The 22,680-nt window shown below is 39.8% G+C and carries 21 protein-coding genes; 8 read left to right on the plus strand and 13 right to left on the minus strand.

Annotated elements, in window-relative coordinates; all coding sequences use genetic code 11:
• The first annotated feature begins 12 nt into the window (after positions 1-12).
• Positions 13-444 (plus strand): thioesterase family protein, encoded by a 432-nt coding sequence (locus tag FTU36_RS02570; protein ID WP_180093557.1) that lies wholly within the window; start codon positions 13-15, stop codon positions 442-444.
• 22 nt (positions 445-466) lie between these two features.
• Here FTU36_RS02570 and dnaX read toward each other — a convergent pair whose 3' ends face one another.
• From dnaX to FTU36_RS02595, 5 genes are all read right to left on the minus strand, one after another.
• Positions 467-2,686, minus strand: coding sequence for a DNA polymerase III subunit gamma/tau (gene dnaX / locus FTU36_RS02575; protein ID WP_180116747.1), 2,220 nt, complete (start codon positions 2,684-2,686; stop codon positions 467-469).
• 134 nt (positions 2,687-2,820) lie between these two features.
• A complete protein-coding gene (locus FTU36_RS02580) occupies positions 2,821-3,270 on the minus strand; it encodes a copper resistance protein NlpE N-terminal domain-containing protein (RefSeq protein WP_180023492.1) in 450 nt (149 codons plus the stop codon).
• Between the two features lie 84 nt (positions 3,271-3,354).
• Complete coding sequence (locus tag FTU36_RS02585; protein WP_180116748.1) at positions 3,355-4,641, minus strand: serine hydrolase; 1,287 nt, start codon at positions 4,639-4,641, stop codon at positions 3,355-3,357.
• 88 nt (positions 4,642-4,729) lie between these two features.
• The gene (locus FTU36_RS02590) at positions 4,730-5,584 is read right to left on the minus strand and encodes a MaoC/PaaZ C-terminal domain-containing protein (RefSeq protein WP_180055168.1); all 855 of its coding nucleotides are present in this window, start codon (positions 5,582-5,584) and stop codon (positions 4,730-4,732) included.
• 169 nt (positions 5,585-5,753) lie between these two features.
• Complete coding sequence (locus tag FTU36_RS02595; RefSeq protein ID WP_180022002.1) at positions 5,754-7,145, minus strand: 3-oxoacyl-ACP reductase; 1,392 nt, start codon at positions 7,143-7,145, stop codon at positions 5,754-5,756.
• A 241-nt stretch (positions 7,146-7,386) separates the two neighbouring features.
• Between FTU36_RS02595 and FTU36_RS02600 the strand changes: the two genes are divergently transcribed.
• Entirely contained in the window at positions 7,387-8,907 is a 1,521-nt protein-coding gene (locus FTU36_RS02600; protein ID WP_180116749.1) for an acetyl-CoA C-acetyltransferase, read from the plus strand.
• A gap of 67 nt (positions 8,908-8,974) precedes the next feature.
• Here the strand turns inward: FTU36_RS02600 and FTU36_RS02605 are convergent, their stop codons facing one another.
• Positions 8,975-10,078: an OmpW family protein gene (locus FTU36_RS02605; RefSeq protein WP_180007892.1), complete on the minus strand. Its 1,104-nt coding sequence runs from the start codon at positions 10,076-10,078 to the stop codon at positions 8,975-8,977.
• Between the two features lie 205 nt (positions 10,079-10,283).
• Entirely contained in the window at positions 10,284-10,709 is a 426-nt protein-coding gene (aceI, locus tag FTU36_RS02610) for a chlorhexidine efflux PACE transporter AceI (protein WP_078191799.1), read from the minus strand.
• Between the two features lie 117 nt (positions 10,710-10,826).
• Here aceI and FTU36_RS02615 point away from each other — a divergent pair, with 117 nt between their 5' ends.
• The 4 genes from FTU36_RS02615 to FTU36_RS02630 all read left to right on the plus strand — a co-directional run bounded on the left by FTU36_RS02615 (position 10,827) and on the right by FTU36_RS02630 (position 15,251).
• A complete protein-coding gene (locus FTU36_RS02615; RefSeq protein WP_180116750.1) occupies positions 10,827-11,717 on the plus strand; it encodes a LysR family transcriptional regulator in 891 nt (296 codons plus the stop codon).
• A gap of 89 nt (positions 11,718-11,806) precedes the next feature.
• Entirely contained in the window at positions 11,807-12,796 is a 990-nt protein-coding gene (gene tal / locus FTU36_RS02620) for a transaldolase (protein ID WP_078191801.1), read from the plus strand.
• A 73-nt stretch (positions 12,797-12,869) separates the two neighbouring features.
• Positions 12,870-13,520, plus strand: a complete 651-nt coding sequence (gene leuE, locus FTU36_RS02625; RefSeq protein WP_180060075.1) for a leucine efflux protein LeuE — start codon at positions 12,870-12,872, stop codon at positions 13,518-13,520.
• A gap of 561 nt (positions 13,521-14,081) precedes the next feature.
• Complete coding sequence (locus FTU36_RS02630; protein ID WP_180060074.1) at positions 14,082-15,251, plus strand: benzoate/H(+) symporter BenE family transporter; 1,170 nt, start codon at positions 14,082-14,084, stop codon at positions 15,249-15,251.
• A gap of 330 nt (positions 15,252-15,581) precedes the next feature.
• On the opposite strand, the gene FTU36_RS02635 is transcribed toward FTU36_RS02630, so the two are convergent.
• The 3 genes from FTU36_RS02635 to FTU36_RS02645 form a co-directional block, all read right to left on the minus strand.
• Entirely contained in the window at positions 15,582-16,142 is a 561-nt protein-coding gene (locus FTU36_RS02635) for a TetR/AcrR family transcriptional regulator (protein ID WP_180060072.1), read from the minus strand.
• A 1-nt stretch (position 16,143) separates the two neighbouring features.
• Complete coding sequence (locus tag FTU36_RS02640) at positions 16,144-16,488, minus strand: SMR family transporter (protein WP_078188613.1); 345 nt, start codon at positions 16,486-16,488, stop codon at positions 16,144-16,146.
• 81 nt (positions 16,489-16,569) lie between these two features.
• Entirely contained in the window at positions 16,570-17,577 is a 1,008-nt protein-coding gene (locus FTU36_RS02645; protein WP_180116751.1) for an alpha/beta hydrolase, read from the minus strand.
• 311 nt (positions 17,578-17,888) lie between these two features.
• Here FTU36_RS02645 and FTU36_RS02650 point away from each other — a divergent pair, with 311 nt between their 5' ends.
• Both FTU36_RS02650 and FTU36_RS02655 read left to right on the plus strand, forming a co-directional pair.
• Positions 17,889-18,332, plus strand: coding sequence for a universal stress protein (locus tag FTU36_RS02650; RefSeq protein WP_078191806.1), 444 nt, complete (start codon positions 17,889-17,891; stop codon positions 18,330-18,332).
• Positions 18,333-18,473: 141 nt separating this feature from the next.
• The gene (locus FTU36_RS02655; protein WP_078188616.1) at positions 18,474-18,920 is read left to right on the plus strand and encodes a universal stress protein; all 447 of its coding nucleotides are present in this window, start codon (positions 18,474-18,476) and stop codon (positions 18,918-18,920) included.
• A gap of 48 nt (positions 18,921-18,968) precedes the next feature.
• Here FTU36_RS02655 and FTU36_RS02660 read toward each other — a convergent pair whose 3' ends face one another.
• The 3 genes from FTU36_RS02660 to FTU36_RS02670 form a co-directional block, all read right to left on the minus strand.
• The gene (locus tag FTU36_RS02660) at positions 18,969-19,997 is read right to left on the minus strand and encodes a DUF1311 domain-containing protein (protein ID WP_180116752.1); all 1,029 of its coding nucleotides are present in this window, start codon (positions 19,995-19,997) and stop codon (positions 18,969-18,971) included.
• Positions 19,998-20,118: 121 nt separating this feature from the next.
• A complete protein-coding gene (locus tag FTU36_RS02665; protein ID WP_180116753.1) occupies positions 20,119-21,594 on the minus strand; it encodes an OmpA family protein in 1,476 nt (491 codons plus the stop codon).
• Between the two features lie 179 nt (positions 21,595-21,773).
• On the minus strand, positions 21,774-22,676 hold the full coding sequence (locus FTU36_RS02670) for a lysozyme inhibitor LprI family protein (protein WP_257224780.1): 903 nt from the start codon (positions 22,674-22,676) through the stop codon (positions 21,774-21,776).
• Between the last annotated feature and the right edge of the window lie 4 nt (positions 22,677-22,680).

Consider the following 22,680-nt stretch of genomic DNA (forward strand, 5'->3'; position numbering starts at 1 on the left):
AAAATACCAACGATGAAACCTGAAACTAAACGCCGCCAAAACTATCGATTTTTATTTCCAATCCAAACGCGTTGGGCAGACAACGATATGTATGGCCACGTTAATAATGTCACCTATTACAGCTATTTTGATACCGCTGCAAATGCACTCTTGATTCAACATGCCGGTTTTGATTTGCGAAATACCCCGATCATTGGTTTAGTGGTCGATTCAGCCTGCAGCTTTTTACAAGAACTGTCCTATCCTGAAATCATTGAAGTTGGGGTTGCAATTGAAAAGATTGGTAATTCTTCTCTACGCTATGACTTGGCTATTTTTAAACAAGGACAAAATGAGGCTGCAGCCCAAGGACATTTCGTGCATGTGTTTGTTGACCGCCAAACACGAAAAAGCACCTCGATACCCGATGATATGCGAGATGCTTTAACTCAGTTTTTACTTTAATTTTTAGAATCCAGCTTGAAACTTATTTGAGCTGGATATTTTGCAACTCACCATCAAAGCTTTTGAGTAAGTCTTTCACAACAGGCTCAGCATGTAATAACTCATTTGCACGTGCAAAGGCTTTTTCCTTGCGGACATGTTGTAAAGCAAACGGTGTGGTTTCTTCGACATCTTCAAAGCTGATATGGAAACGACATTTTGACCATTGTGCATGAATGGCTTGTTCCAATACATGCTGCAATTGAGTCACTAAAGCTTCGTATCGCTTTGGAATATGGAAAGTCGATTCACCGTCAATCGTACCGCGCATGATGCCATGCTGAGCCAACTCTTGTACCGCAGGTGAAAGTTGACTATTTCGGAACCAATACTCCCACTTTTCGACCGTCCACTCACCTTCAAGGGTTTGAGGCTGTAAAGTCAAAATATCTTGTGGCATCAAGGTAGAAGATGAACCCGTTTGAACAGCATCCGAAGAAACGGAACTTTGCGTAACTTGTGCTGATGCTAGATCAAAACCATTGTCACCTTGAGCACCCGAAACTGATTCATTCACCACATGTTGTGGTTCAATGGCATTGATCAAATGTGGCTGAGCTGTTTCAGGCTCTACACTTTTTGACTCTAAAGCTGTTGGTTCTAAAGGTGCAATATCTTCAAAATTTATAGCGCTCACATCAACTTCTTCAGTTTCAGTACTCGGCGTCGGATCTAAATCAAATAATGTGTCTTCTGCCACGGCATCCATAACAAGCGTGTCATTTTGCTGTGTCGATACAGACTCAACCGGTGCAACCTCTTGCGTATCTAGAGTGCCATTTGCTGTAGATGCTGTAGAAGTTTGGCTTATTGCGTCTTCTTCAGGATCATCTAAAAAATCATCAGATGAAGGTTCATCGACTGCAGGTGCAGAAACATAGCCATCATCGTCATCATAATGTGAATCATCAAAATCATCGAAAGCTGGCGATGTGTCTACAGCGGGTACAGCTTCAGGCTGCTCAACAGTGGCAACCTGTGCAGCAGACTCAACAACGGTATTGGGTTTCTGCAAAGACTGTGTTTGAGTCGGCTGAACTGTTTCGGCCTGATTTTGAGCAAGCTGTGGCTGTGCGGCTGACTCTTGCTGTACGGCAGAGACCAACATTTCGTTTGGCTGTAATGGTCGGAATGCTAATAGACGCAGCACACACATCTCAAAACCTTGCTCTTGCGTGACTGCCAACTGCAAGTCTGCCCGACCTTTGCATGCGACTTGATAATACAACTGCAAATCTTGAGCTGAAATCAACTGCGACAATTGCATAATTTTTTGATTGATCTCAGCGCTATATTTCAACGCTAAGTCTGGCAAGTATTGTAATAATGCCAGTTCATGTAACGTTGAAATCAACTGATCTAATACCAGCGAAACATCCAGCGCTTGTTGACGGAATTGCATGAGTAAAGCACTCACGCGTTCACGCTGATTTTGATGAATGGCTAAAATCAAATCATAAATGATCGTACGGTCAATTAGGCCCAACATGTCTTTAACATCTTGGTGCTGAATTGAACCCTGACCATAGGCAATCGCTTGATCAGTTAGTGACAGCGCATCACGCAGTGAACCTTGAGCCGATTCAGCAATTTGCCAAATCGCATCTTGCTCCGCTTGAATTTGTTCTTTTTGTAAGATATCTGTCAAATGCGATGTGATTTCATCCACCGCTAAAGGACGCAAAGTAAATTGCAAGCAACGTGAAATGACAGTAATCGGTAATTTTTGTGGATCTGTAGTTGCAAATAAGAACTTCACATGCTCTGGCGGCTCTTCCAACGTCTTTAATAACGCATTAAATGAATGCGTAGAGAGCATATGCACTTCATCGATTAGATAAACTTTGAAGCGACCTTGCGTTGGTGCATAAGGAACGTTATCGAGTAGTTCTCGCGTATCTTCAACTTTGGTCCGTGATGCCGCATCGATTTCAATTAAATCAATAAAACGACCTTCATTTACTGCTTTACACGTTGGGCAGACTTCACACGGCGTTGAGGTTACACCTGTTTCACAGTTCAGACATTTTGCCAAAATACGGGCAATGGTGGTTTTACCCACGCCACGAGTACCTGTAAATAAATACGCATGATGTAACCGACCACGTTCTAAGGCACTGGTAAGTGCGCGTGACACATGGTTTTGCCCCACGAGTTCAATGAAATTTCGTGGACGGTATTTTCGTGCAAGTACTTGATACATGTATGCTCCTTTTTACAGGTGTAAGCATACTGTTTTTTTGTCTAATAGTGAAATAAATGGCAGAGTTTGGACAATAAAAATCCGATCTTGAGCTATCACAATGATCAGGCAAATTTAATATAAATTACGAATGCTTAAACTGCTTTATTTAAAAGGAAATCACTCTGCATTTGATAGCGTTTCGCCGTCTGGTCTTCACGAATTTCTAGCAATTGCTGATCCAAATCTACATACAATAGATTGCGCGTTTGCACATTCATAAGTTCTAGCTGCTGCTTTGATTCATCTTTAAAACGAATTACACCTTTTAGCACTTCTACTTCGTTATGACCACTTAGACTTTCACGAGTAAGTGTATAGGTTTGGTCTTCATGTAGCTCTAGAGCCACAGCCATGCCAGGACAATCTTCACAACGAGAAAGACAGCCCATACACGGCGTGGTACCTTTAAAATCACCGACCCATGCAGCTTGCTGTTTTTCGGCAGTAATCGCTTCTATCTCTTTTGCTTTCGTTTGAGTTGAATCCTGACAACCCAACATTGCCGATGTTGCGACTAAGGGAATCAAAACAACTTTTTTCATAGGGATATCACAGCGGTCTAAAACTGCGAGGGAAAATAGCATATTTTTCACATTTCCCCAATTTCTGTTCTATCCCAAAGAATCTTAAAGCCAGCCCTTTCGTCCCTTTAGCGCTTTGTCTGCACAACGTAGCGTTTCTTGAGTTAAGCCCCATAAGCGATAATCGCCTGTGATCGAACCCGTCGCAAAGTTATGTGTATATGCAAAACTTAAATCACGCTGCGGATCACACCACGCCCCAGAACCATTAAAACCTATATGTCCAAAACCTTGACTAGATTTGCCTAAAGTTAAAATTCGATGATATCCCAAACGCCAATTCATCGGTAAAGGCATAATACGATCACGTTTTTTATATTGAATTTTACTTAAAGATTCAAAAACTTGTGGCGTGATTAAGGTCTGTCCCTGCCACTGCCCTTGGTTAGCCAGCATTGCATAGATTTTCGCTAAACTATTGGCACTAAATACACCAGTAGCCGCAGGTATAATGGCTTGTAAACCCTCATCACTAAAAAATGAAAACTTGCGCATTCCTTTTGGAATCATACCATCTTGAAAGTCTTGCAAATTTTGTCCCGAAAGTTGCAGAAGCTGATCAAAGATTGAAGCTTTTCGTGTCTCGGTCTTTTTTTTCGTTGTCTGCGCTTGGGTATTTTCTTGTGCAGATGTATCTACAGCACGCTCTACTTGTTTCTTTTTCGGAATCAAGCGAGCAACCTCACTAAGTTGATGCTCTGGTACGCCAAAAAAAGCATGATCCAATGCTAAAGGCTCAACCAAATACTGTTGCATCAGTTCAGCAAGCGGTCGACCTGTGGCCTTTTCAAGTACACCACCGACTTGCCAACCGAAGGTTAAAGGTTGATATGCCGCATCAGTTGTCGGCTCAAAACGTGGTTTGGCTTGCTCGATGACGTTGAGCATATGTGGCCAATCTGCCATTTCAGATGCTGTTTCAATGATATTACGGATATCGTATAAACCACTCTGATGACTCAACATGTGCCTTAATGTGATATGCGACTTGCCATTTTGAGCAAACTCCGGCCAATATGCTGCAACAGGAGTATCGTAATCAAGAAAGCCTTTGCTTACTAAGATATGTGCAAGCGTTGCTAGTACACCTTTACCCGTGGAATAACAGACAGAGGGGGTATTGGACTGCCAAGCTTCATCCGCTGACTTTTTACCAGTCCAAATATCTACGACTTTTTGACCTTTAAAATACACCACCAAGGCAGCTCCGCCTAAGTGGGTTCGAGCATCCTGCATCCGGCTAAATTGCGCCGCTAAATCTTGAAACGCCTCGTCGACTGTACCTTGATAATTATTTTTCTGTGCAAATAGATATTCTTTGAGCGCCTGCATCATCATTCCTTTGAATATGAATCGCTTGAGATTAAAACTTGAGATTAAAACAAAAAAGCCTAAACCGATATCGATTTAGGCTTAAGTCTTAAAGTGCCTTCACACTTCCCGCGACATGCGGCTTTTTGTTCTTACTATTTCGAATGGCAAACTCTGTATCTTTACCCGTTTGTGCAGTTAGGAACTCAACTTGAGAAGGCAAATACATGGGTAATTTAAACCATACATCTGCTTCATAGGCATCTGGCAAAGTTAAGCTCGACAAAGCTTTGGCTTTACTCCACATACCATGTGCAATGGCTTGTTTAAAACCAAACGCTTTAGCTGTCACAGCATGAATATGAATCAAGTTAAAGTCACCAGAAGTCAACGCATAACGGCGACCGGTATTTTCAGAAACATTCCATTCAGCTTGAACTTGCAACTCTGCTGGCTTTGTTTCGGTAGATTTTACCGCAGCTTTGTTCTCTGTTTTTTGACGTGCTAAATACGTGGTTAATGATTCTACAACCACTTCATCGCCCACTTTTGCAGTGGTAATAAAGTCAAATTGCACGCCTTTATCATGTGGCTGTAATTCACCAAATTTGCATGACAATGACAGTGTTTCATTCACACCGACTTTGCGATATTGCTTCACTTGGTTACGAATATGTACCAAACCTAAGATCGCAAATGGAAAAGCTTCCGTAGTCATCATATGCATTTGCAAACTTTGAGAAAGCACAGCCAAATAAATCGCTGGGATATAACCATTGTTTTTAAAGCCACACACTTCGTTATAAGCTTTTAAATGTTTTTGATCGACCTTAAATGAATCCACCACATATTCAACTTGCGGCAGCACTTTTTCAGCTTTAGGCTTTTTAAAAATCAAGCCTTGAATCACTTTTGGATAGGCTAAATAAGGTTTTGGAAGTTGACTAAAATGGCGAGTATTCATACTAAACCTTTGGAAGTTTTTATTTCAATGTTTTAAAAGCCTCTACTCTTACGCCATATATGGCTCGAGGAGAAGGCTGGAATGAGGGTTAGCCCCATTCCATTTATAGCAAATTTTTACCTCTCCCTAACCCTCTCCTTAAAGGAGAGGGAATTTTAAGAGGAAATTATTAAGCCCCTAACAAGCTTTGACCACACACACGTACCACGTTACCGTTCAAGCCAGTCGATGCCGTTGAAGCAAACATTGCAATCGTTTCAGCAACATCTACAGGTAAACCGCCTTGACTCATCGAGTTCATACGACGACCTGCTTCACGGATTGCAAATGGAATCGCAGCAGTCATTTGCGTTTCAATGAAGCCTGGAGCAACAGCATTAATGGTTACGCCATTTTTCAATAATGGAGCAGTAAATTTAACCACACCAACAACACCTGCTTTAGAAGCAGCATAATTGGTTTGACCTAAGTTACCTGCGATACCTGAAATAGAAGATACGCACACAATACGACCATTTGCATTGAAGCCATCATTTTCAAGAAGGTAATCATTTACACGCTCAATCGCAGACAAGTTAATGTTAATCACCAAGTCCCAAAGCTCAGGTTTCATATTGGCCAAAGTTTTGTCACGGGTAATCCCTGCATTGTGCACGATGATATCCAAACCACCTTGAGCAGCTGCAGCCGCTTTGATTTTTTCACCGGCATCGTTTGCAGTAATATCAATCGCGAGCGTAGAACCGCCAATTTCACCTGCAACACGGTCAAGATCTGCTTGCTGCTGTGGAACGTCTAAACAAATCACATGCGCGCCATCACGTGACAATACATGTGCGATTGCTTCACCAATACCACGGCTTGCACCTGTTACAACAGCTGTTTTGCCTGCAAGCGGCTTATTCCAATCAACATCCACAACATCTGCTTTAGATACACGAATCACCTGACCCGATACATAAGCTGAACGTGGTGAAATTACAAAACGTAATGCAGATTCTAAGTTTGCTTCAGCACCTTCGTCCACATAGACTAACTGTGCAGCAATCCCTTTCTTAAACTCTTTACCGACTGATTTTACAAAACCTTCTAATGCACGTTGTGCAATGGCTTGTTTCACAGTTTTCGCAGTTTCTGGTGTTGTACCAACAACGACAACGCGACCAGACGCCTGAATTTGACGCGCGATTGGGTTAAAAAATGCATATAAGACATGCAGTTGTTCTGAGTTTTGAATACCTGAAGCATCAAATACCACAACTTTAAACTTAGACTCTTTATCGCCTTCGTTAAATGCGCTTAAGTTTAGACCTGATTTTGCCGCAGCTTGTTGTAATTCAGCATTATTACCTGCATAGCTATTGGCATGAATATTTGCCAAGACTTGTGCAATAGCACCAGATAATGTTGAAGCAGGCGCTGCACCGAATAAAACCGCACCTTTAACTACAGGTGTTGCAGACTCAAAACGCTCTAAAAAAGTCGGTGATGGTAAACCTAAATTTTTGATGACAAATTTACCAATAGGAGATTTTGCAAATGTTTGGTATTGATCAGTCATGTTTATTATCTCTCATACAGATTAATTTTTGATGGATCTGAAGATATCCCTTTAACTTCAAGATGATGTCAGATACTTATATTTCAATAGTTCCATCAGTTTCCATGGAATCATACTTGAGTTAAACCGCAGATGGCTTGACCTGAATGCTTTAGCGAATGTCATTTTAGTCAATTTACCCCTTTGGTGAATATGCTAATGTAGCCGTCAAGAAGATCATCAACATGCTTGGAAAAGCCTTATGAGCAAAACAACTCAAGAAAATCCAGCAGTCGAAAGTCCGACTACGGAAACTGTGTCAAATACATCAAAGAGTACGCCACGTAGCGCTAAAAGTACGGGCACAGCAACCAAGTCTACAAGTGATGCCGCTAAAACGAGCCGTCCTCGTCGTGCATCTACGCGCACTAAGACACCCGCTTCAAACCCTAAAACAGCTTTAAAATCAACAACTCAAACGTCTGTTCAACAGGATAATACCATGAGTCAAAACACAGTTCGCCGCGTTGCTATTATCGGTGGTAATCGTATTCCTTTCGCTCGTTCTAACGGCGCTTACTTCACTGCATCAAACAGCGATATGTTCACAGCTGCATTAAATGGTCTTGTTGAACGTTTCAACCTTCAAGGTCAACGCCTTGGTGAAGTTGTTGCTGGTGCCGTGTTAAAACATAGTCGTGACTTTAACATGACCCGTGAGTGTGTACTCAATACCGAACTTGCTCCTGAAACACCTGCTTACGATATTCAACAAGCATGTGGTACTGGTTTACAAGCAGCTTTCTTGGTTGCTAACAAAATCGCATTGGGTCAAATCGAAGTGGGTGTTGCTGGTGGTGTAGATACAACCTCTGATGCACCGATCGCTTTTGGTGATGGCTTACGTAAAGCTTTACTTGAATTGAATATTGCTAAAACAGGTAAAGACCGCCTAAAAGCATTAACTAAAATTAATGTTAAAGATTTGATGGATGCACCGAAGAACGGTGAACCACGTACAGGTCTTTCTATGGGTGACCATCAAGCAATTACAACGCTTGAATGGGGTATCTCTCGTGAAGCGCAAGATGAACTTGCTGCATCTTCGCATCAAAAAATGGCAGCTGCTTATGAAGAAGGTTTCTTCGATGACCTTATTACGCCATTCCTTGGTTTAGAGCGTGACAACAACTTACGTGCAGACTCATCAGTAGAAAAACTTGCGAAGTTAAAACCAGCGTTTGGAAAAGGCGATGCACGTACGATGACTGCGGGTAACTCGACTCCACTGACTGATGGTGCGTCATGTGTCCTTCTTGCATCAGAAGAATGGGCAAAAGCAAACGGTCACGAAGTTCTTGCTTATTTAACTTTCCAAGAAACAGCGGCGGTTGACTTTGTAGAGAAAAAAGAAGGCTTATTGATGGCGCCAGCGTATGCAGTACCTCGTATGCTAGAACGTGCAGGTATTACGCTACAAGATTTCGATTACTATGAAATTCATGAAGCGTTTGCATCTCAAGTATTGTCTACACTGAAAGCTTGGGAAGATCCTAAATTCTGTAAAGAACGTTTAGGTCTAGATGCACCACTAGGTTCAATTGACCGTGCTAAATTAAACGTGAAAGGTTCTTCACTTGCTGCGGGTCACCCATTTGCTGCAACAGGTGGTCGTATTATTGCGACTGCTGCAAAATTGCTGAACCAAAAAGGTTCAGGCCGTGTACTCGTATCAATTTGTGCTGCGGGTGGTCAAGGCGTAACAGCGATTATTGAAAAATAATCCTTTATGCTTTAAAGCAAAAAACCGCTCTTATGAGCGGTTTTTTATTTCAGAGATTTCATAATTTTTAGAAACGATAACCGACACCTAAATAAGTAATGATGGGATCAATATCGATCTTTGTCGTTGCATGAATTAACTGTTCACCGGTCGTTTGGTTAATCACATCGATCTTGGTCTTATTATTTAACTTTGCATAAGACACTGAAGCTGCTGTAAACCAATTTGGGGTGAAGTCATAGGTAAAACCGAGTGTGACAATTGGAGCAATCGCATCATCCGCATCGACATCGACCACCATTTTACCTGATGATTCTTTACCGTCTAATGCAGCACCTGCAAGATTATCCTTAATATTTTGAATCATATGCCCTGCAGCAATTAAGTCAGATTCAATACCTTTATTGAGTTCAATATCATTAAAATACGCATACATAATCCCTGCACCTACATAAGGTCTGAATTTATTCACGCCCGATTTTCCAAATTGATACTGAGCTTGAAATGCTGGCGTCCAAGCACGCGCTGTTGCTGCTTTACCATAAGCATCCAGATTGGTAATTGGTACATCATAATCCAAAGGTAAACCGTCCGGAAACAGCAAACCAGCAAGACCTCCCGGCATTGCATTGCCAGATAAAGGTGCCGTAATCATCCCTTTCCCTTGAATATCCACTTTGGGAGGAATACCGCCAATCATCTGTAAGGATACGTTGTCATTGATATAATAATTGACCATCAAACCTAAAGTATCAACATCCTCTGCTTCTAGACCAGTGCCTCCTGCTGACCAATTTTCCAATCCATATAATGTCGATGTCCCTGCAATATCTGGTTTGATATTGCCTTTGCCATCTGTCATGAGTCCATTAATAAAACTATCTTCTAATAATGTTCCTAAAGTCTCCTTTAAATTTACTGTGTTATCACCGTCTTGAATCGTTGCATTTGGGTCAATTGCTTGTAAAAAACCCTCTTCACTAATGCTTCCAACTTTGGCCTGTGTCCCATTTGCCACAGAAGTATTAATGTTAAAAGGATTCGCCTTTCCTTGCGGCATCACGTGTAACCAACCTGCAGATACAGAAAAGCGCTTAAAGTTACCATCTGCAAATGTAAATTGTGTAAGCCCAAGTAAAACAACAGGTGTGACAATTTTTATCAATTTCATATGCTAACTCCTTGTCTTGCATATTTTTTTTAATTAAATCCTAAAAACATTCTTTGTTCTTATATTTAAAAGTTATGTAATTAGTATAATTTTTTATAGTTATATTATGTTTTTATATATTGTTATTTGTAAATTTTTGCACTATTTTAATGCAAAAAAGGCCTGTACTTATCAATACAGGCCAATGTGATTTTCTTATTGAAATTTAACGATATTGTGGTTGGTAACCTAGGTACGCTTCGATCTGGTCATAGCACCATTGGAAAATAAATGTGTAGACTAAAATACACATGGTCATACTAAAATCGAGCAAAATCGCCTGCCATAAGGTCATATGCATGGCATAAGCCACCATTGGGATGGTTGCAAGCATTAAACCGCCCTCAAATCCAATTGCATGTAAAACACGTACACCAAAGGTTCTTTTTAACTTTCTTTTTGCTTCAAATTTTTCAAAATAATGATTAAAAATCATGTTCCAAATCACAGAAGTGACCGCCATTGCAATACCGAGCGTACCTGTCACCTCCATCGGAACTTTAAAAATAAAACTTAAAGCAATAGCAATGATCACCAATAGGATGATCTCATAGCTTAGCGCATGAATAATCCTTCTCTTGGAAATCGTCATTTTGAAACACTCTATCATTTGTAAAAAACTTATTTTATTTTTATATTATTGATTAATCGAGTCAGGTTCTTTCAATATTATTGAAAGGTTGTATTCCTTTATTTTTTCTGTATGCACATGAATATTAATCAAGAACAACTGATGATTTTTAAAACAGTCATGGAAACAGGATCATTTTCCGCAGCCGCCAGACAACTCGGCAAAGTGCCATCAGCAGTCAGCATGTCCATTGCGAATTTCGAAATTGATCTCAACCTTAAACTGTTTGAGCGCGTTGGTCGTGAGCCTGTGCCCACCGCTCAAGCGCTTAACCTGTATGAAAAAACTGAACAATTATTGATAGAAATCAATCAGTGGAAACAGCATGCGATTGCGCTGAGTCATGGTTTAGAGTCTTCACTGAATATCGTGGTGGTATCAGAACTGCTTCATACGCAGTGGACCGACTATATCTCTTTGCTAGAAACTCATTTTCCATCTTTGCAAATCAATATTTTTTCTGCGCCTCAAGAAGATGCCCAAAAGATGTTATTACTAGGTCAAGCACAGCTTGCTCTAATGTTTGAACGTGAACAGCTTGAGAGTTATGAACAATTTGTCGAATTGAAACGTGAAGCATTGGTTCCTGTTGCTGCGACAAAACATGGCCTGTCGAAATTTAAGCAAGTCAGTTTTGAGCAAATTTTGCAAAGTCGGCAAATCGTGGTTGCAAGTCGTGATAAAAGTATCAAACCAGAGTTGTTATTTTCCAAACACAGTTGGCGTACAGATAACCACCACTCTGCCTGTTCGATGATTATTCAAGGTCTGGGTTGGGGTGTGCTTCCATTAGAGATGTTTAATGAAAATCCGACACTCAAAGATCAACTCAAAATCTTAAGCTTTCAAGATTTTACACCCAAATTTGAATATTTCGTCGACTTGGTCTGGAACCGTGAAAAACCTCTCGGCTCGGCTGCTCATTTTTTGATTAATCACATCCGAAATTCACGAAAAACTACGATTTAGACCGCCTAATTGGGCGGTTTTTGGTTGGGTTCTAAACAGATTGTGTTATAAAAGTATGTACACCAAGAACATTAAGAACTAGATTTCAAATGACTCAAAATGCGTTAAACCAATTAAAAAGCCTAACAACGATTGTTGCTGACAGCAGTGATTTAGCTGCGATTAATACATTCCGTCCATTGGATGCGACCACAAATCCATCTTTAATTACAGCAGCGGCAAATCAACCTGAAAATAAAGAACTGATTGAAAGTGCTTTTGAACAAGCGCGTAAAGAAGGTTATCAAAACGATGAGCTGGTTGAGCGCACCATCGATATTCTTACGGTCAAATTTGGTGTAGAAATTTTAAAATTGATCGAAGGACGTGTATCTACAGAAGTCGATGCAGCCTTGTCTTATGATACCGATGCCACCATTGCAAAAGCCAAAGAGTTACTGGCTTTATATGCACAGTATGGTATCGATCAAAACCGTATCTTAATTAAAATTGCCTCAACATGGGAAGGCATTCAAGCCGCTAAAGCCCTTGAAGCCGAAGGCATTCACTGTAATCTGACGCTATTGTTTGGCTTACATCAAGCTCAAGCCTGTGCAGATGCTCAAGTCACGCTGATTTCGCCATTTGTTGGTCGTATTTTAGATTGGTACAAAAAAGCTGAAAATGTGGATAGCTACCCGATTGAGAAAGATCCAGGCGTGTTATCAGTGAAGCAGATTTACCACTACTACAAACAACATGACATCAAAACTGAAATTATGGGTGCTAGCTTCCGTAGTATTGATCAAGTGCTTGGTTTAGCAGGTTGTGATTTATTGACAGTTTCACCGAATTTATTGGCAGAACTGGAAAAAGATCAGCGTACCGTGGAAGTGCAATTGTCTAATCATCATGCGCATGCACACTGTCAACACGATGTACAAGTGCTCGACAAGCAAACTTTCAAAGCTGAAGTTGAAAAAGACTTAATGTCTTTCCAACTATTACAAGGCGGTATTGATGGTTTTATTAAAGCCCGTGAGCAATTAAGTAGCTTACTGCGTCAAACTTTTGGCTTAGATGCTGAAATAAAAGCATAAATTAGAAATTTTCAGTTTCATCTAGAACCGAAGTTGTATACTACAGCTTCGGTTTTTTATTTGAGTGTCTTCAGTGTTTGGAATCACAGACTTAACGACCTTTATTATTGGTACGATATTAATTGTGATTTTACCCGGGCCAAATTCACTTTATGTCATGTCTGTTGCTTCTCGCTATGGCATTAAGGTCGGCTATTTAGGCGCTTTTGGCGTTTATACTGGCGATTTGATCTTAATCTTACTCACCGCTCTCGGTGCTGCATCCTTACTTCACGCCTTCCCTTGGTTATTCTTATTATTAAAAATTGTCGGTGCGCTGTATTTAAGTTATTTAGGTATCAAACTTTTCAAGGCTGCCTACCAAACATGGAATGCCGTTCAAACGCCAGAACAACTCGACACTAAACAACTGAGTTTGAGCGAACTGAAACCGTTTAAGACCGCATTAACCATCAGTATTTTAAACCCTAAAGCCATTCTTTTTTACTTATCGTTCTTTGTACAATTCGTCGATCCTGCATATCCATATCCTGCGATTACTTTCACCGCACTCGCGATCGTGCTGCAAATTATCAGTATGAGCTATTTAACGATTTTGATCTTTTCGGGTGCAAAACTGGCCACCTATTTTAGCCATCGTTATAAATTTACGGCATGCTGTGTAGCAGCGGTTGGCCTTCTATTTTGTGGATTTGGTCTAAAGCTTGCGACATCTACCATGTAAACGATATGTATACAGTACAAAGCTCAAAGTTTTAACTCCGGATAATCTACGATGCCTTTAACTTTTAAAAGGATGAAACATCCACAATGTGTGGTTGTCGATTCGTTCTATTAAAGTGCCGTTTGTTAATAATTGATGCTACGCACGTAAAAGTAATTTCGCATTTTTAAAATGCTTTTTAAGTCTATTCGACGGAGTCTTACATCTAGGATTTAAATAAAGGGATTAGCCTTCGGCTGGAGGTACTTTTGTTTCGGCAAAAGTACCCAAAACCATTGTCATCCGCAAAACTCGTTCACTAGCGTCTAATTATTCAAAAGTATCGCAAAAACATTTTTGAATAGAAGTAGTCCTGTCTCAAACACTTGCGAATGACGTTGCCGCGTATCGTTCTTTTATTTGAATCAAATGGCTCTTCTGATGTTACTGCGTAACATCAGTGAATAAATAAAGTATTTCCATAATCTCTCGATGAGCACTTTTACTGTACAGGACTTGAGCGTATCATCCTGAAAAATGTCATCTTAAATCTGCGCCAACAATACTCATAGCTCGATCATTATGCAAAAACTACTCCAAGACTTTTCCATTCCAGCTGCTTTTGCAGGTTTTATTACGTTCTTAGTCGGGATCAGTGTCTCGGCTGTTTTGGTGATCCAATCTGCACAACTGCTCGGTGCCAACACAGCAGAAATAACCTCTTGGTTTTGGGCTCTAGGTTTGGGTATCGGCTTAAGCGGGCTGATTCTGTCTTGGAAATTTAAATATCCCGTTGCGACTTCATGGTCCACTGCAGGACTGGCACTGATTTTAGCGACTGCAAATGGTTACAGCATGAATGCCGCCCTAGGTGCTTTCTTGGTCTGTGGCTTATTGACAGCAATACTTGGATTTTTAGGCATTTTTGAAAAAATATTGCGCTATATCCCGCAATGTCTAACTAGTGCAATGTTGGCGGGTGTACTCCTTAAATTTGGTATTGAGCTATTTGTCAGTTTACAAAATGAATGGGCATTCGTTCTTGGTTTACTCGCGGCTTACGTCCTCAGTAAACGACTGTTACCACGTTATAGCATTGTCATTACGGTGATCATTGGCATCATGCTTTGTCCATTATTACTTGGCTTTCAATTACCGGCGCTTAATTTAGAACTCGCACAGCCGGTTTGGGTCACACCTGAATTTTCGATCTCAGCAATACTGGGTTTGGCGTTACCACTCTTTGTAATCAATATGGCCTCTCAGTATTTACCGGGTTTAGCCATGATTAAAAGTTATGGTTATCAACCCCACGTCAATCAACTGATTGGTTGGACTGGTACAGCCCAAACGCTACTCGCGCCATTTGGATGTTTTAGTGTCAATATTGCTGCGATTAGTGCGGCCATCAGTCTAGATGACCAAGCCCACCCCGATGAGAAAAAGCGCTATATCGCAGGTATGACTTGTGGCTTCTTTTATATTTTGATGGGCCTGTTTGCAGCCACTTTGGTGAGTTTCTTAACTGCTTTTCCATTGGTATTTATTACCGCTTTAGCAGGAATTGCCCTACTAGGCACCATTGGACACAACATCGTCATTGCTTTCCAAGAAGCGAGTGAACGTGACGCTGCTCTACTCACCTTCTTATTTAGTGCATCGGGCGTACAATTTTTTGGTATTGGTTCCGCGTTTTGGGGGTTGGTCTTTGGTTTAGTCGTACATGCTATTTTCAAATATAAGAGAAATTAAGCCCTCAGTTAAATAATTTGCTTCAAATAAAAGAATGATACGCGGTAACGTCATCCGCAAGTGTTTGAGATAGGACTATTTCTAATCAAAAATGTTTTTGCGATACTTTGAATAATTAGACACTAGTGAACAAGTTTTGCGGTGAGGAGCAATGCTCCGCAAGATGGCTTCCTTACGAAGCACGCTTCTCATTTTACCTAAACAAAAGCACCTCCAACCGAAGGCTAATCCCTTTATTTAATCCCTAGATGTAAGCCTCCGTCGAATAGACTTAAAAATCATTTTAAAAATGCGTAATTACTTTTACGTGTGTAACATCAGTTATTTAATCTATTTCGCTCGATACGTTCGGGCGATAAGTTCTTGTTTTAATAATTCGGTTTCGCTTTCGTCTTCCACTTCTGTAAAAGCGGTGAGCCAAATACCATCGGCTGCATAACGAACAATTTTGAGTTCTATATCTGAATCGGTCTGATGATGTCGCTCTAAACGTGAGTTCATCCATTCAATCCAATATTCATTAAAAGTTTTATCGGTCAGCATGGTCATCGAAATCGCGGACCATGACTGTTGCAAACCCATGATTTGTTTTTCTAAGGTAATTTCAATATAGGCTCGGGTAAAACGACCGTATGGCTCAGGGTCTTCGTCAATCAATCGGTCAACAACCTCGTCTAATTGAGCTAAAAGCATGACGATCATGGACTCTAAGAGCTTTTGCTTATTTGAGAAATGATGAAATACACCACCTTTTGTGACCCCAACTAAATCCGCAACGGCTTGAATCGACACCCCGTTGACACCTTTATCTGCAGCAAGACGGATTGCATGCTGCAAAATACTTTGGCGTATCAGTTGAGGTTCTTTCTTGCGCTGATGCGGATTATCCATACTAGTGTCCAGCAGAAGTTGAAAACAGGTTAATTACGACCACACCTGAAACAATCAGGCCTATCCCTAACATGGCTGGGAGGTCTAAACTTTGACGAAAGATAAAGTAGCCAATTAGTGCAGTTAAAACAATACCAACACCCGCCCAAATGGCATAAGCAATACCAAGTGGTATGACTTTAATCACCTGAGACAATAAATAAAATGCCAAACAGAATAAAACTGCGACAGCCAATGAAGGCGCAAGTTTGGTAAACCCTTCTGACTTCACCAAAAATGTCGAACCAATTACTTCTGAGATAATCGCCAATGACAGTAAGCCATACGCCAATGTTACCGAATTCATTATTCATTCCAAAACAAACATACCAGCTGGTAGGTATGTTATTAAGTTAGAGATTATTCTGCAAGCCTTTTAAATCTGTTTTTAATTTTTGACGGTCTGTACGTGTTGTTTCAAAAATTCTAAAGTGCGATAAAAGGTCTGCTGACTGGCCTTTTTACTCATCATAAATTGATATTCATGTACCAAAAATTCTTTCGAATCTGGATAAAATACCGCTGTCACAGGTACATTATTTGCCTTCAATTTTTCTACAAAAGGCTCAGATTGCGTTTTGGTTAAAAAATCTTTATTGCCACCACTGATAAATACAGGCGGATAATTTGAATTAATATTTGAGGCCGTTGAAATACGCGTTAAAAACTCGGCATCATCTTTTTTGTCTCCGGTATACGCCTGAACTAAGTTATAGACGCCCCACTCGATCAGTCCAATCTCTGCGGGTGCAGTATTTACAAAGCTGTTTAAATCATAAATACCACAATGTAAAATCAGCCCTTTAAGCTGTGAAGGCTTTAATACAGGTTGAATCTTTGACGCTTTCGCAAAATCTGGATTCGTAACCAAGGCGGCATAATGACTGGCCATATTTGCACCTGCAGAATCCCCTGCCAAATACATATTTTGCGAATCAATGCCATATTGTGCTGCATGTAGATTTAAAAACATCAATGCAGCATCAATTTGGTTGAGCTGTGCAGGATAAATGGCTTCAGGTGCAAACTGATATTGAACAGAAACTACATTATAGCCTTGGGCTGCGAGTCGTTTAAAATATCCACCTGCATGTTCTTTTGAGCCAGAGACCCAACCGCCCCCGTGGATCCAAACAATCGTTGGTCTTGGTGCAATAACCGTACTAGTTTCAGGTTGATAGATATCCAAGTTTAAATTTGGATTTTGTAGATATTGAATATTTGACTGCACAATAACATTGTCAGGTGCATGTAGGTTGATGAAGGTCTTTTGAACTTGTGTCGATAAGTTAAATGCGCCTGCAATCACTTTAGTACCGCTTTGCGTGTTTTGACAACCAGACAAATGCAACACTGAACACATGCTGAGTACAACCAACCCTACTTTATATGACATATCTAACTATCCAATCGCATCAATTCTGTTATAAATCTTAGATTTAAAACTGTATATAGTTTAGGCTTATTTTTATAAAGTTCAAATTGATCTTTTAGGCTAAAAACCCGAGAAAATTAGTCGATTTTATTTTAATAATTTTTGAGCAAAGTCCGAGTTTTCCACTCAGATTTATTTGACGACTTATCGACATTAATTTATGTAATTTTATGAATTTACAATATTTTTTAGATTAATAAATTGAACCATGCACGACAATGTGTTATCAATGATCTATAGGGTTTAAAAGCAAAATTACAGGAGATTGTTCCATGTCATATCAAAACATTTTAGTACCTGTCGATGGTTCAGAAATCTCGTTTTCTGCAGTTAAAAAAGCTGCAATTATTGCCAAGGCGTTTAACAGCCAACTCACTTTAATCAGCCTTGTTGCTGAAGACCCATTTACCGATGCAGACTTCTATTATTCTTCATCAATCATGAAAGAATATTTCGTACAAGCTTATGCAAATGCAGAATCCGCATTGAAAGAAGCTGTGCAAATTACAACTGAAGTGGGTGTAGAAGCACAAAGTAAGATTATTAAAGGTCAAGTTTCTGCTGAAGGTGTCGTAGAAGCAGCCAATGAAGTCAAAGCCGATTTGATCGTGATGGGTTCACATGGTCGCAAAGGATTTAAGAAAATGCTACTCGGCAGCTTCGCACAAGATGTACTCAGTAATACTGAATTACCTGTGTTGGTTGTAAAAGCTTAAGATGACTAAGCCCACATCATGTGGGCTTTTTTGTATTCAGCACACCCTTCACCCATAGGCTTACCCTTTTGTCTAATTCATACAATATCGTGAATAGAGCAAGATTAGATTGATAACATTTAAAATATTAAGGAAGCAGATATGAGTCAATATCAACAAATTTTAGTCCCTGTGGATGAATCTCCAATTTCATATTCTGCTGTTGAACATGCCCTCAGCTTGGCTAAAAGTCAAAATGCACAAGTGACCATTGTCAGTGTTGTTGCTGTTGATCCATTCGTTGGTGTCGATTTCTATGCTGTTGCACCTGCAATCACTGAATATTTTATGCAGGCTGAAAAAAGTGCTCAGCTGCGTTTAGAAGATATCAAACAAACCTTTGTACGTGATGGTATCGAAGTTAAAACTCGTTTGATTCATGGTGTATCGCCAACTGAAGGGATTTTACAAGTGGCTGATGAAATCTCTGCGGATTTAATCATCATGGGTTCACATGGACGCACAGGTTTGAAAAAAGCCATGCTAGGCAGCGTGGCACAAAATATTTTAACGCAGTGCCCAATTCCTGTTTTGATCATCAAGCAATAAACTAAGATTCAAAAAAAGCCCTCAATTAAGGGCTTTTCTTCTTTTAGATCAATTAAACACGTTATTTAAATACACAATTCGTTCTGTAGTTTTCTGATTAAAACATTTGGTATATTGCAACTCTTGATTTTGCGTATTCATCGCATCATCCCAGTATTGCGAATGCTTTTGATAAGTCTCTTTTTCACTTTCATTTAATGAATAAACACTTTTTTGTGCAAGCACTTTACAGTCGATATCACGCTTTTCAAACCAGTCTGCTTGATCTTGCTGTAACTGCGCCTTTTGTTCATCACTAAAACGATCCCAAGTCTGATTGAGACGATCTACTACTTTTGCATTATCCTGATCTAGCTCTTTCTTACGAATATCCATTGCCTTTTGTGCAAGGCTCATTTGTTGAGATTGACTCTCCATCCCTTGCTGATAGAATTCTTCATCTCGCTTATTTTGAGCACTATATGCCGCATATAGCACCGCATGACGTGTCACTGTTACAACGCTATCAATTACGTCATTTTGACTTGGGACACTTAAACTTAAACCATCTTTGTCCGTTTTAGTGATGCTATAGCTAAAGTTCCCTTTAAGCTGATCATTGTCCATGCTTAAGCCTGACTCACCATCTTCGAGTGAATCATTCAAAGTATAATGACCACGTTCTTCACAGCCTTCATCACATGGTCGTTCAGCAAAGGCGTTTTCAGCACGCTTTTGTAATCCTTTCGGGAAAACCACCAACAATTGACTGCTACATTCCAATGTTTTGGCTTTATTAGGGTCTTCAGTTAAAGTCGTGACATTTTGAATGTTAAATTTTAGATTTTTTACAATCAGATCCATGAGTTGCTGATCGGCTTCATAATCTGACTGACGTATTTCTTTGTTTAATTCTTTGAGATATTCTTTTTTTAAATGATCTTGCAATTGGTCAATATTGGCTTGTGCTGTACAACTCCAATCTTCCAAAGCAGGCGCTTCCGTTTTGGCTTCAGTATCTTTTTTATTTTTAAAATTATCACAGCCGGATATCAATGCCGCAGACAACATGAGGCTCGTGATGACTATTTTTTTCATTGTATAAGTACCATTATGATTTTATTCTTCGGGCGTATTTTACTCAAAATTACAGCGCTTTGACGAGAAAAATCCCCGCATGTGCAGGGATTTTTTATATATCATCTCATTTAGTACGGTTTTAATTGGTCTTTTCAGTTACGCCTTCGCTGGTGACATCTCGTACTTTACCATTCTCGGTATTTAAAACTTCAAACTCAATACGACGGTTTTTGAATTGACCTTCTTTGGTGCTGTTTTCTGCTACCGGTTTTTCTTGACCATAACCCACCGCTTGAAGCTGTGCAGGATCAACGCCTTTCGACACCAAGTAATCCACCACAGCTTGTGCACGCTCTTGCGATAAAGCTTTATTCGCTTCCTCATTACCCACAGCATCGGTATGACCTTGTACAGTCAGATGTACTTCTGTAGCGCGCTGCAGCAATGCTGCCGCCTGATCCAAAATCGATTTATTTACGTCAGGAATATCAGATGAACCTGTCGCAAAATTAATAATTTGTAAGTTCAGCGCAGTCGCAACATCTAGCGCACGAACTTGTTCAGGGTTAATGCTCGCTAATGCTTTTTGTGCATCAGTAATACTGTTATCTACTGCAGTTTGTTCACTCACACCTTCTTGAACCAATACCGTCATATTTTTTGCTAAAGGCTTAATTTGATTGGCAAGGCTTTGAGCATCCGCAGGATTTTGCGACAAAATCGATAACTGATTTTCTGTCCAGGTTAAAGTGGTATTTGGCACACCTTTAAGTTTTTGCAGAACCGTTGGAATGGTATCTTGATCAATAAATTGCGTATGGTAACTGGCATCAGATGAAGCACCACAACCCGTATTAAAGTTAAAGATCTGTTTGACTTGTTGCTGCAAAATTTCAAGATAATTTGAATCACCAGTTTGAATTTGACAGTTGGTTAACTGCCCATCTGTACCGGTGCTAAATTGCAAATGTGCTGGCTGAGATGCAGCAGGCTGTGCAACCGTTGTTGCAGAGGTGGTTGGTTCTTCTTTATTAGTACAAGACTTAAACCAAAATGCGATCAGACCCAATAATATAAGCAGCGCAATAATTGGCAATAACCAATTCGAGCGTTTTTCTTCAACGATAACAGGTGTTGGTTCAACAACAGGCGCTTGGTGTAATGTACGGCCAGCTGCAGTGTTTACCCCTAAACCTGCGAGTAAAGGCACTGCCCATTGTGGTAGTGCCGCCAAAATGCTATCTGCATGATTATCAAGTAAATGCGTGATTGCGACGGGATCAGATGAACCCGCTTCATTTTCAAGTGCCCCTAAAGTTGGAGCTATAGAGTGGTTTAAGGTTTGCTCTATTTCTGACGTTGGGGCCGTACCGCCACCGAGATGTTGCAAAAATTGATCTTTTAATGTGGGATTTGCCGAAAATATATCACTAATACGAGGGTTTAACTGTTTTTGAAAGGCATCAATAAATTCAGGTTTGGATCGAAAAATATTTAACAGGAATGGAATAAATTGGCTAATGGCTGAATTTTTTTCAGTTAAGTGTTGTGTATCACCGTCCAGCACAATCGAGGAGACGTGCTGCTTAATCAGCGCTAATAAGTCTATATTCATATTTGTACTCCATGCGGTTGTCATTATTTTCATGTGTACTTTAGTTTATATGCTTATTTTTTGATCAAATGTAATAATTTGTTCGGACTTGTCAGCGCGTTAATTTCTTTTCTATTTTCAATCTATTAATTTCAATCCTCATAAAAAAAGCCAGCCGAAGCTGACTTTTTAGTATGAAATTAAGGTTCTAGATAATATATTTTTTGGCGCAACTCAGTAGTTCGTGTCACAGTCATATTTGTTTCACAGTTTAAACGATAAACCTCTGGATTTTCTGTATTTGAACTTTCTAACTTACACTCTAAATCACGTTTTTTTAGCCAAATTTTTTGTTCCGCAAGTAATTGGTCACGAACCTCTTTTGTCGTCGCATTCCAAACTAAATTCAAGTTCTCATTTGCTGTATCTAAATTCGACTTAGCTTCTGCTAACACTACTTCTTGATATTCTTGTACTGCTGCATTTTGTTCAGCAATACGTTTCACTTCTTCTTGTTTAGCTACTTCAGCTGCATTTTGCCTTGCAGACTTTAGTAAAGAGTCTACAGCAACTTCACTAACAAAATGGACTAAAGCATCGGAATTTTCCAAAGTAACAAATACTTTTTTTCCATCATCAGTTGGTTGAACTAAGTACTCAATTTCCTTTTTTAATTGATTTTGTTCTAAACTAAGATCCGAAAGTACAGCAGATTGTGCAACATTATTCTGTTCGTATACAGCCCTTGCTGCATCTGCGTCTAAAATCATTTGCTCTGGTAATTTAACAATAAAATCCGTTGCACAGTAACTTTTCTTACTATTTGGATCCGAATTATTAGTACGAACATCAGTAACTTGAAAAGTAATTTGCTTCAAAGAACTGCGTAATTTACCCATATCAATGGTGATATTTTCCGTCTCAATTAATTCTTTTATACGATTACTTGATAGATCGCTTAAACCTTTACTAAATGATTCAACCACAAGCTCTTTAGCAGTTTCATTATCACATTTGGCAGTTGTTCCAGTAATTGATGAAACTTTATCACAAGCTGTTAAAAACACAGATGCTACCGCAAGACACATAATTTTAAATTTCATATTC

It is taken from the genome of Acinetobacter sp. YH12096 (assembly GCF_013419215.1).
GTDB classification, from domain to species: domain Bacteria; phylum Pseudomonadota; class Gammaproteobacteria; order Pseudomonadales; family Moraxellaceae; genus Acinetobacter; species Acinetobacter amyesii.

Coding starts and splice junctions, on each gene's coding strand:
- FTU36_RS02655 (WP_078188616.1), top strand. CDS start 18,474: ATGAGTCAATATCAACAAATTTTAGTCCCTGTGGATGAATCTCCAATT.
- FTU36_RS02590 (WP_180055168.1), bottom strand. CDS start 5,584: ATGAATACTCGCCATTTTAGTCAACTTCCAAAACCTTATTTAGCCTAT.
- FTU36_RS02570 (WP_180093557.1), top strand. CDS start 13: ATGAAACCTGAAACTAAACGCCGCCAAAACTATCGATTTTTATTTCCA.
- FTU36_RS02635 (WP_180060072.1), bottom strand. CDS start 16,142: ATGGATAATCCGCATCAGCGCAAGAAAGAACCTCAACTGATACGCCAA.
- FTU36_RS02630 (WP_180060074.1), top strand. CDS start 14,082: ATGCAAAAACTACTCCAAGACTTTTCCATTCCAGCTGCTTTTGCAGGT.
- FTU36_RS02595 (WP_180022002.1), bottom strand. CDS start 7,145: ATGACTGATCAATACCAAACATTTGCAAAATCTCCTATTGGTAAATTT.
- FTU36_RS02600 (WP_180116749.1), top strand. CDS start 7,387: ATGAGCAAAACAACTCAAGAAAATCCAGCAGTCGAAAGTCCGACTACG.
- tal (WP_078191801.1), top strand. CDS start 11,807: ATGACTCAAAATGCGTTAAACCAATTAAAAAGCCTAACAACGATTGTT.
- FTU36_RS02660 (WP_180116752.1), bottom strand. CDS start 19,997: ATGAAAAAAATAGTCATCACGAGCCTCATGTTGTCTGCGGCATTGATA.
- FTU36_RS02650 (WP_078191806.1), top strand. CDS start 17,889: ATGTCATATCAAAACATTTTAGTACCTGTCGATGGTTCAGAAATCTCG.
- FTU36_RS02580 (WP_180023492.1), bottom strand. CDS start 3,270: ATGAAAAAAGTTGTTTTGATTCCCTTAGTCGCAACATCGGCAATGTTG.
- FTU36_RS02605 (WP_180007892.1), bottom strand. CDS start 10,078: ATGAAATTGATAAAAATTGTCACACCTGTTGTTTTACTTGGGCTTACA.
- aceI (WP_078191799.1), bottom strand. CDS start 10,709: ATGACGATTTCCAAGAGAAGGATTATTCATGCGCTAAGCTATGAGATC.
- FTU36_RS02615 (WP_180116750.1), top strand. CDS start 10,827: ATGAATATTAATCAAGAACAACTGATGATTTTTAAAACAGTCATGGAA.
- FTU36_RS02645 (WP_180116751.1), bottom strand. CDS start 17,577: ATGTCATATAAAGTAGGGTTGGTTGTACTCAGCATGTGTTCAGTGTTG.
- FTU36_RS02640 (WP_078188613.1), bottom strand. CDS start 16,488: ATGAATTCGGTAACATTGGCGTATGGCTTACTGTCATTGGCGATTATC.
- FTU36_RS02585 (WP_180116748.1), bottom strand. CDS start 4,641: ATGCAGGCGCTCAAAGAATATCTATTTGCACAGAAAAATAATTATCAA.
- FTU36_RS02670 (WP_257224780.1), bottom strand. CDS start 22,676: ATGAAATTTAAAATTATGTGTCTTGCGGTAGCATCTGTGTTTTTAACA.
- dnaX (WP_180116747.1), bottom strand. CDS start 2,686: ATGTATCAAGTACTTGCACGAAAATACCGTCCACGAAATTTCATTGAA.
- FTU36_RS02665 (WP_180116753.1), bottom strand. CDS start 21,594: ATGAATATAGACTTATTAGCGCTGATTAAGCAGCACGTCTCCTCGATT.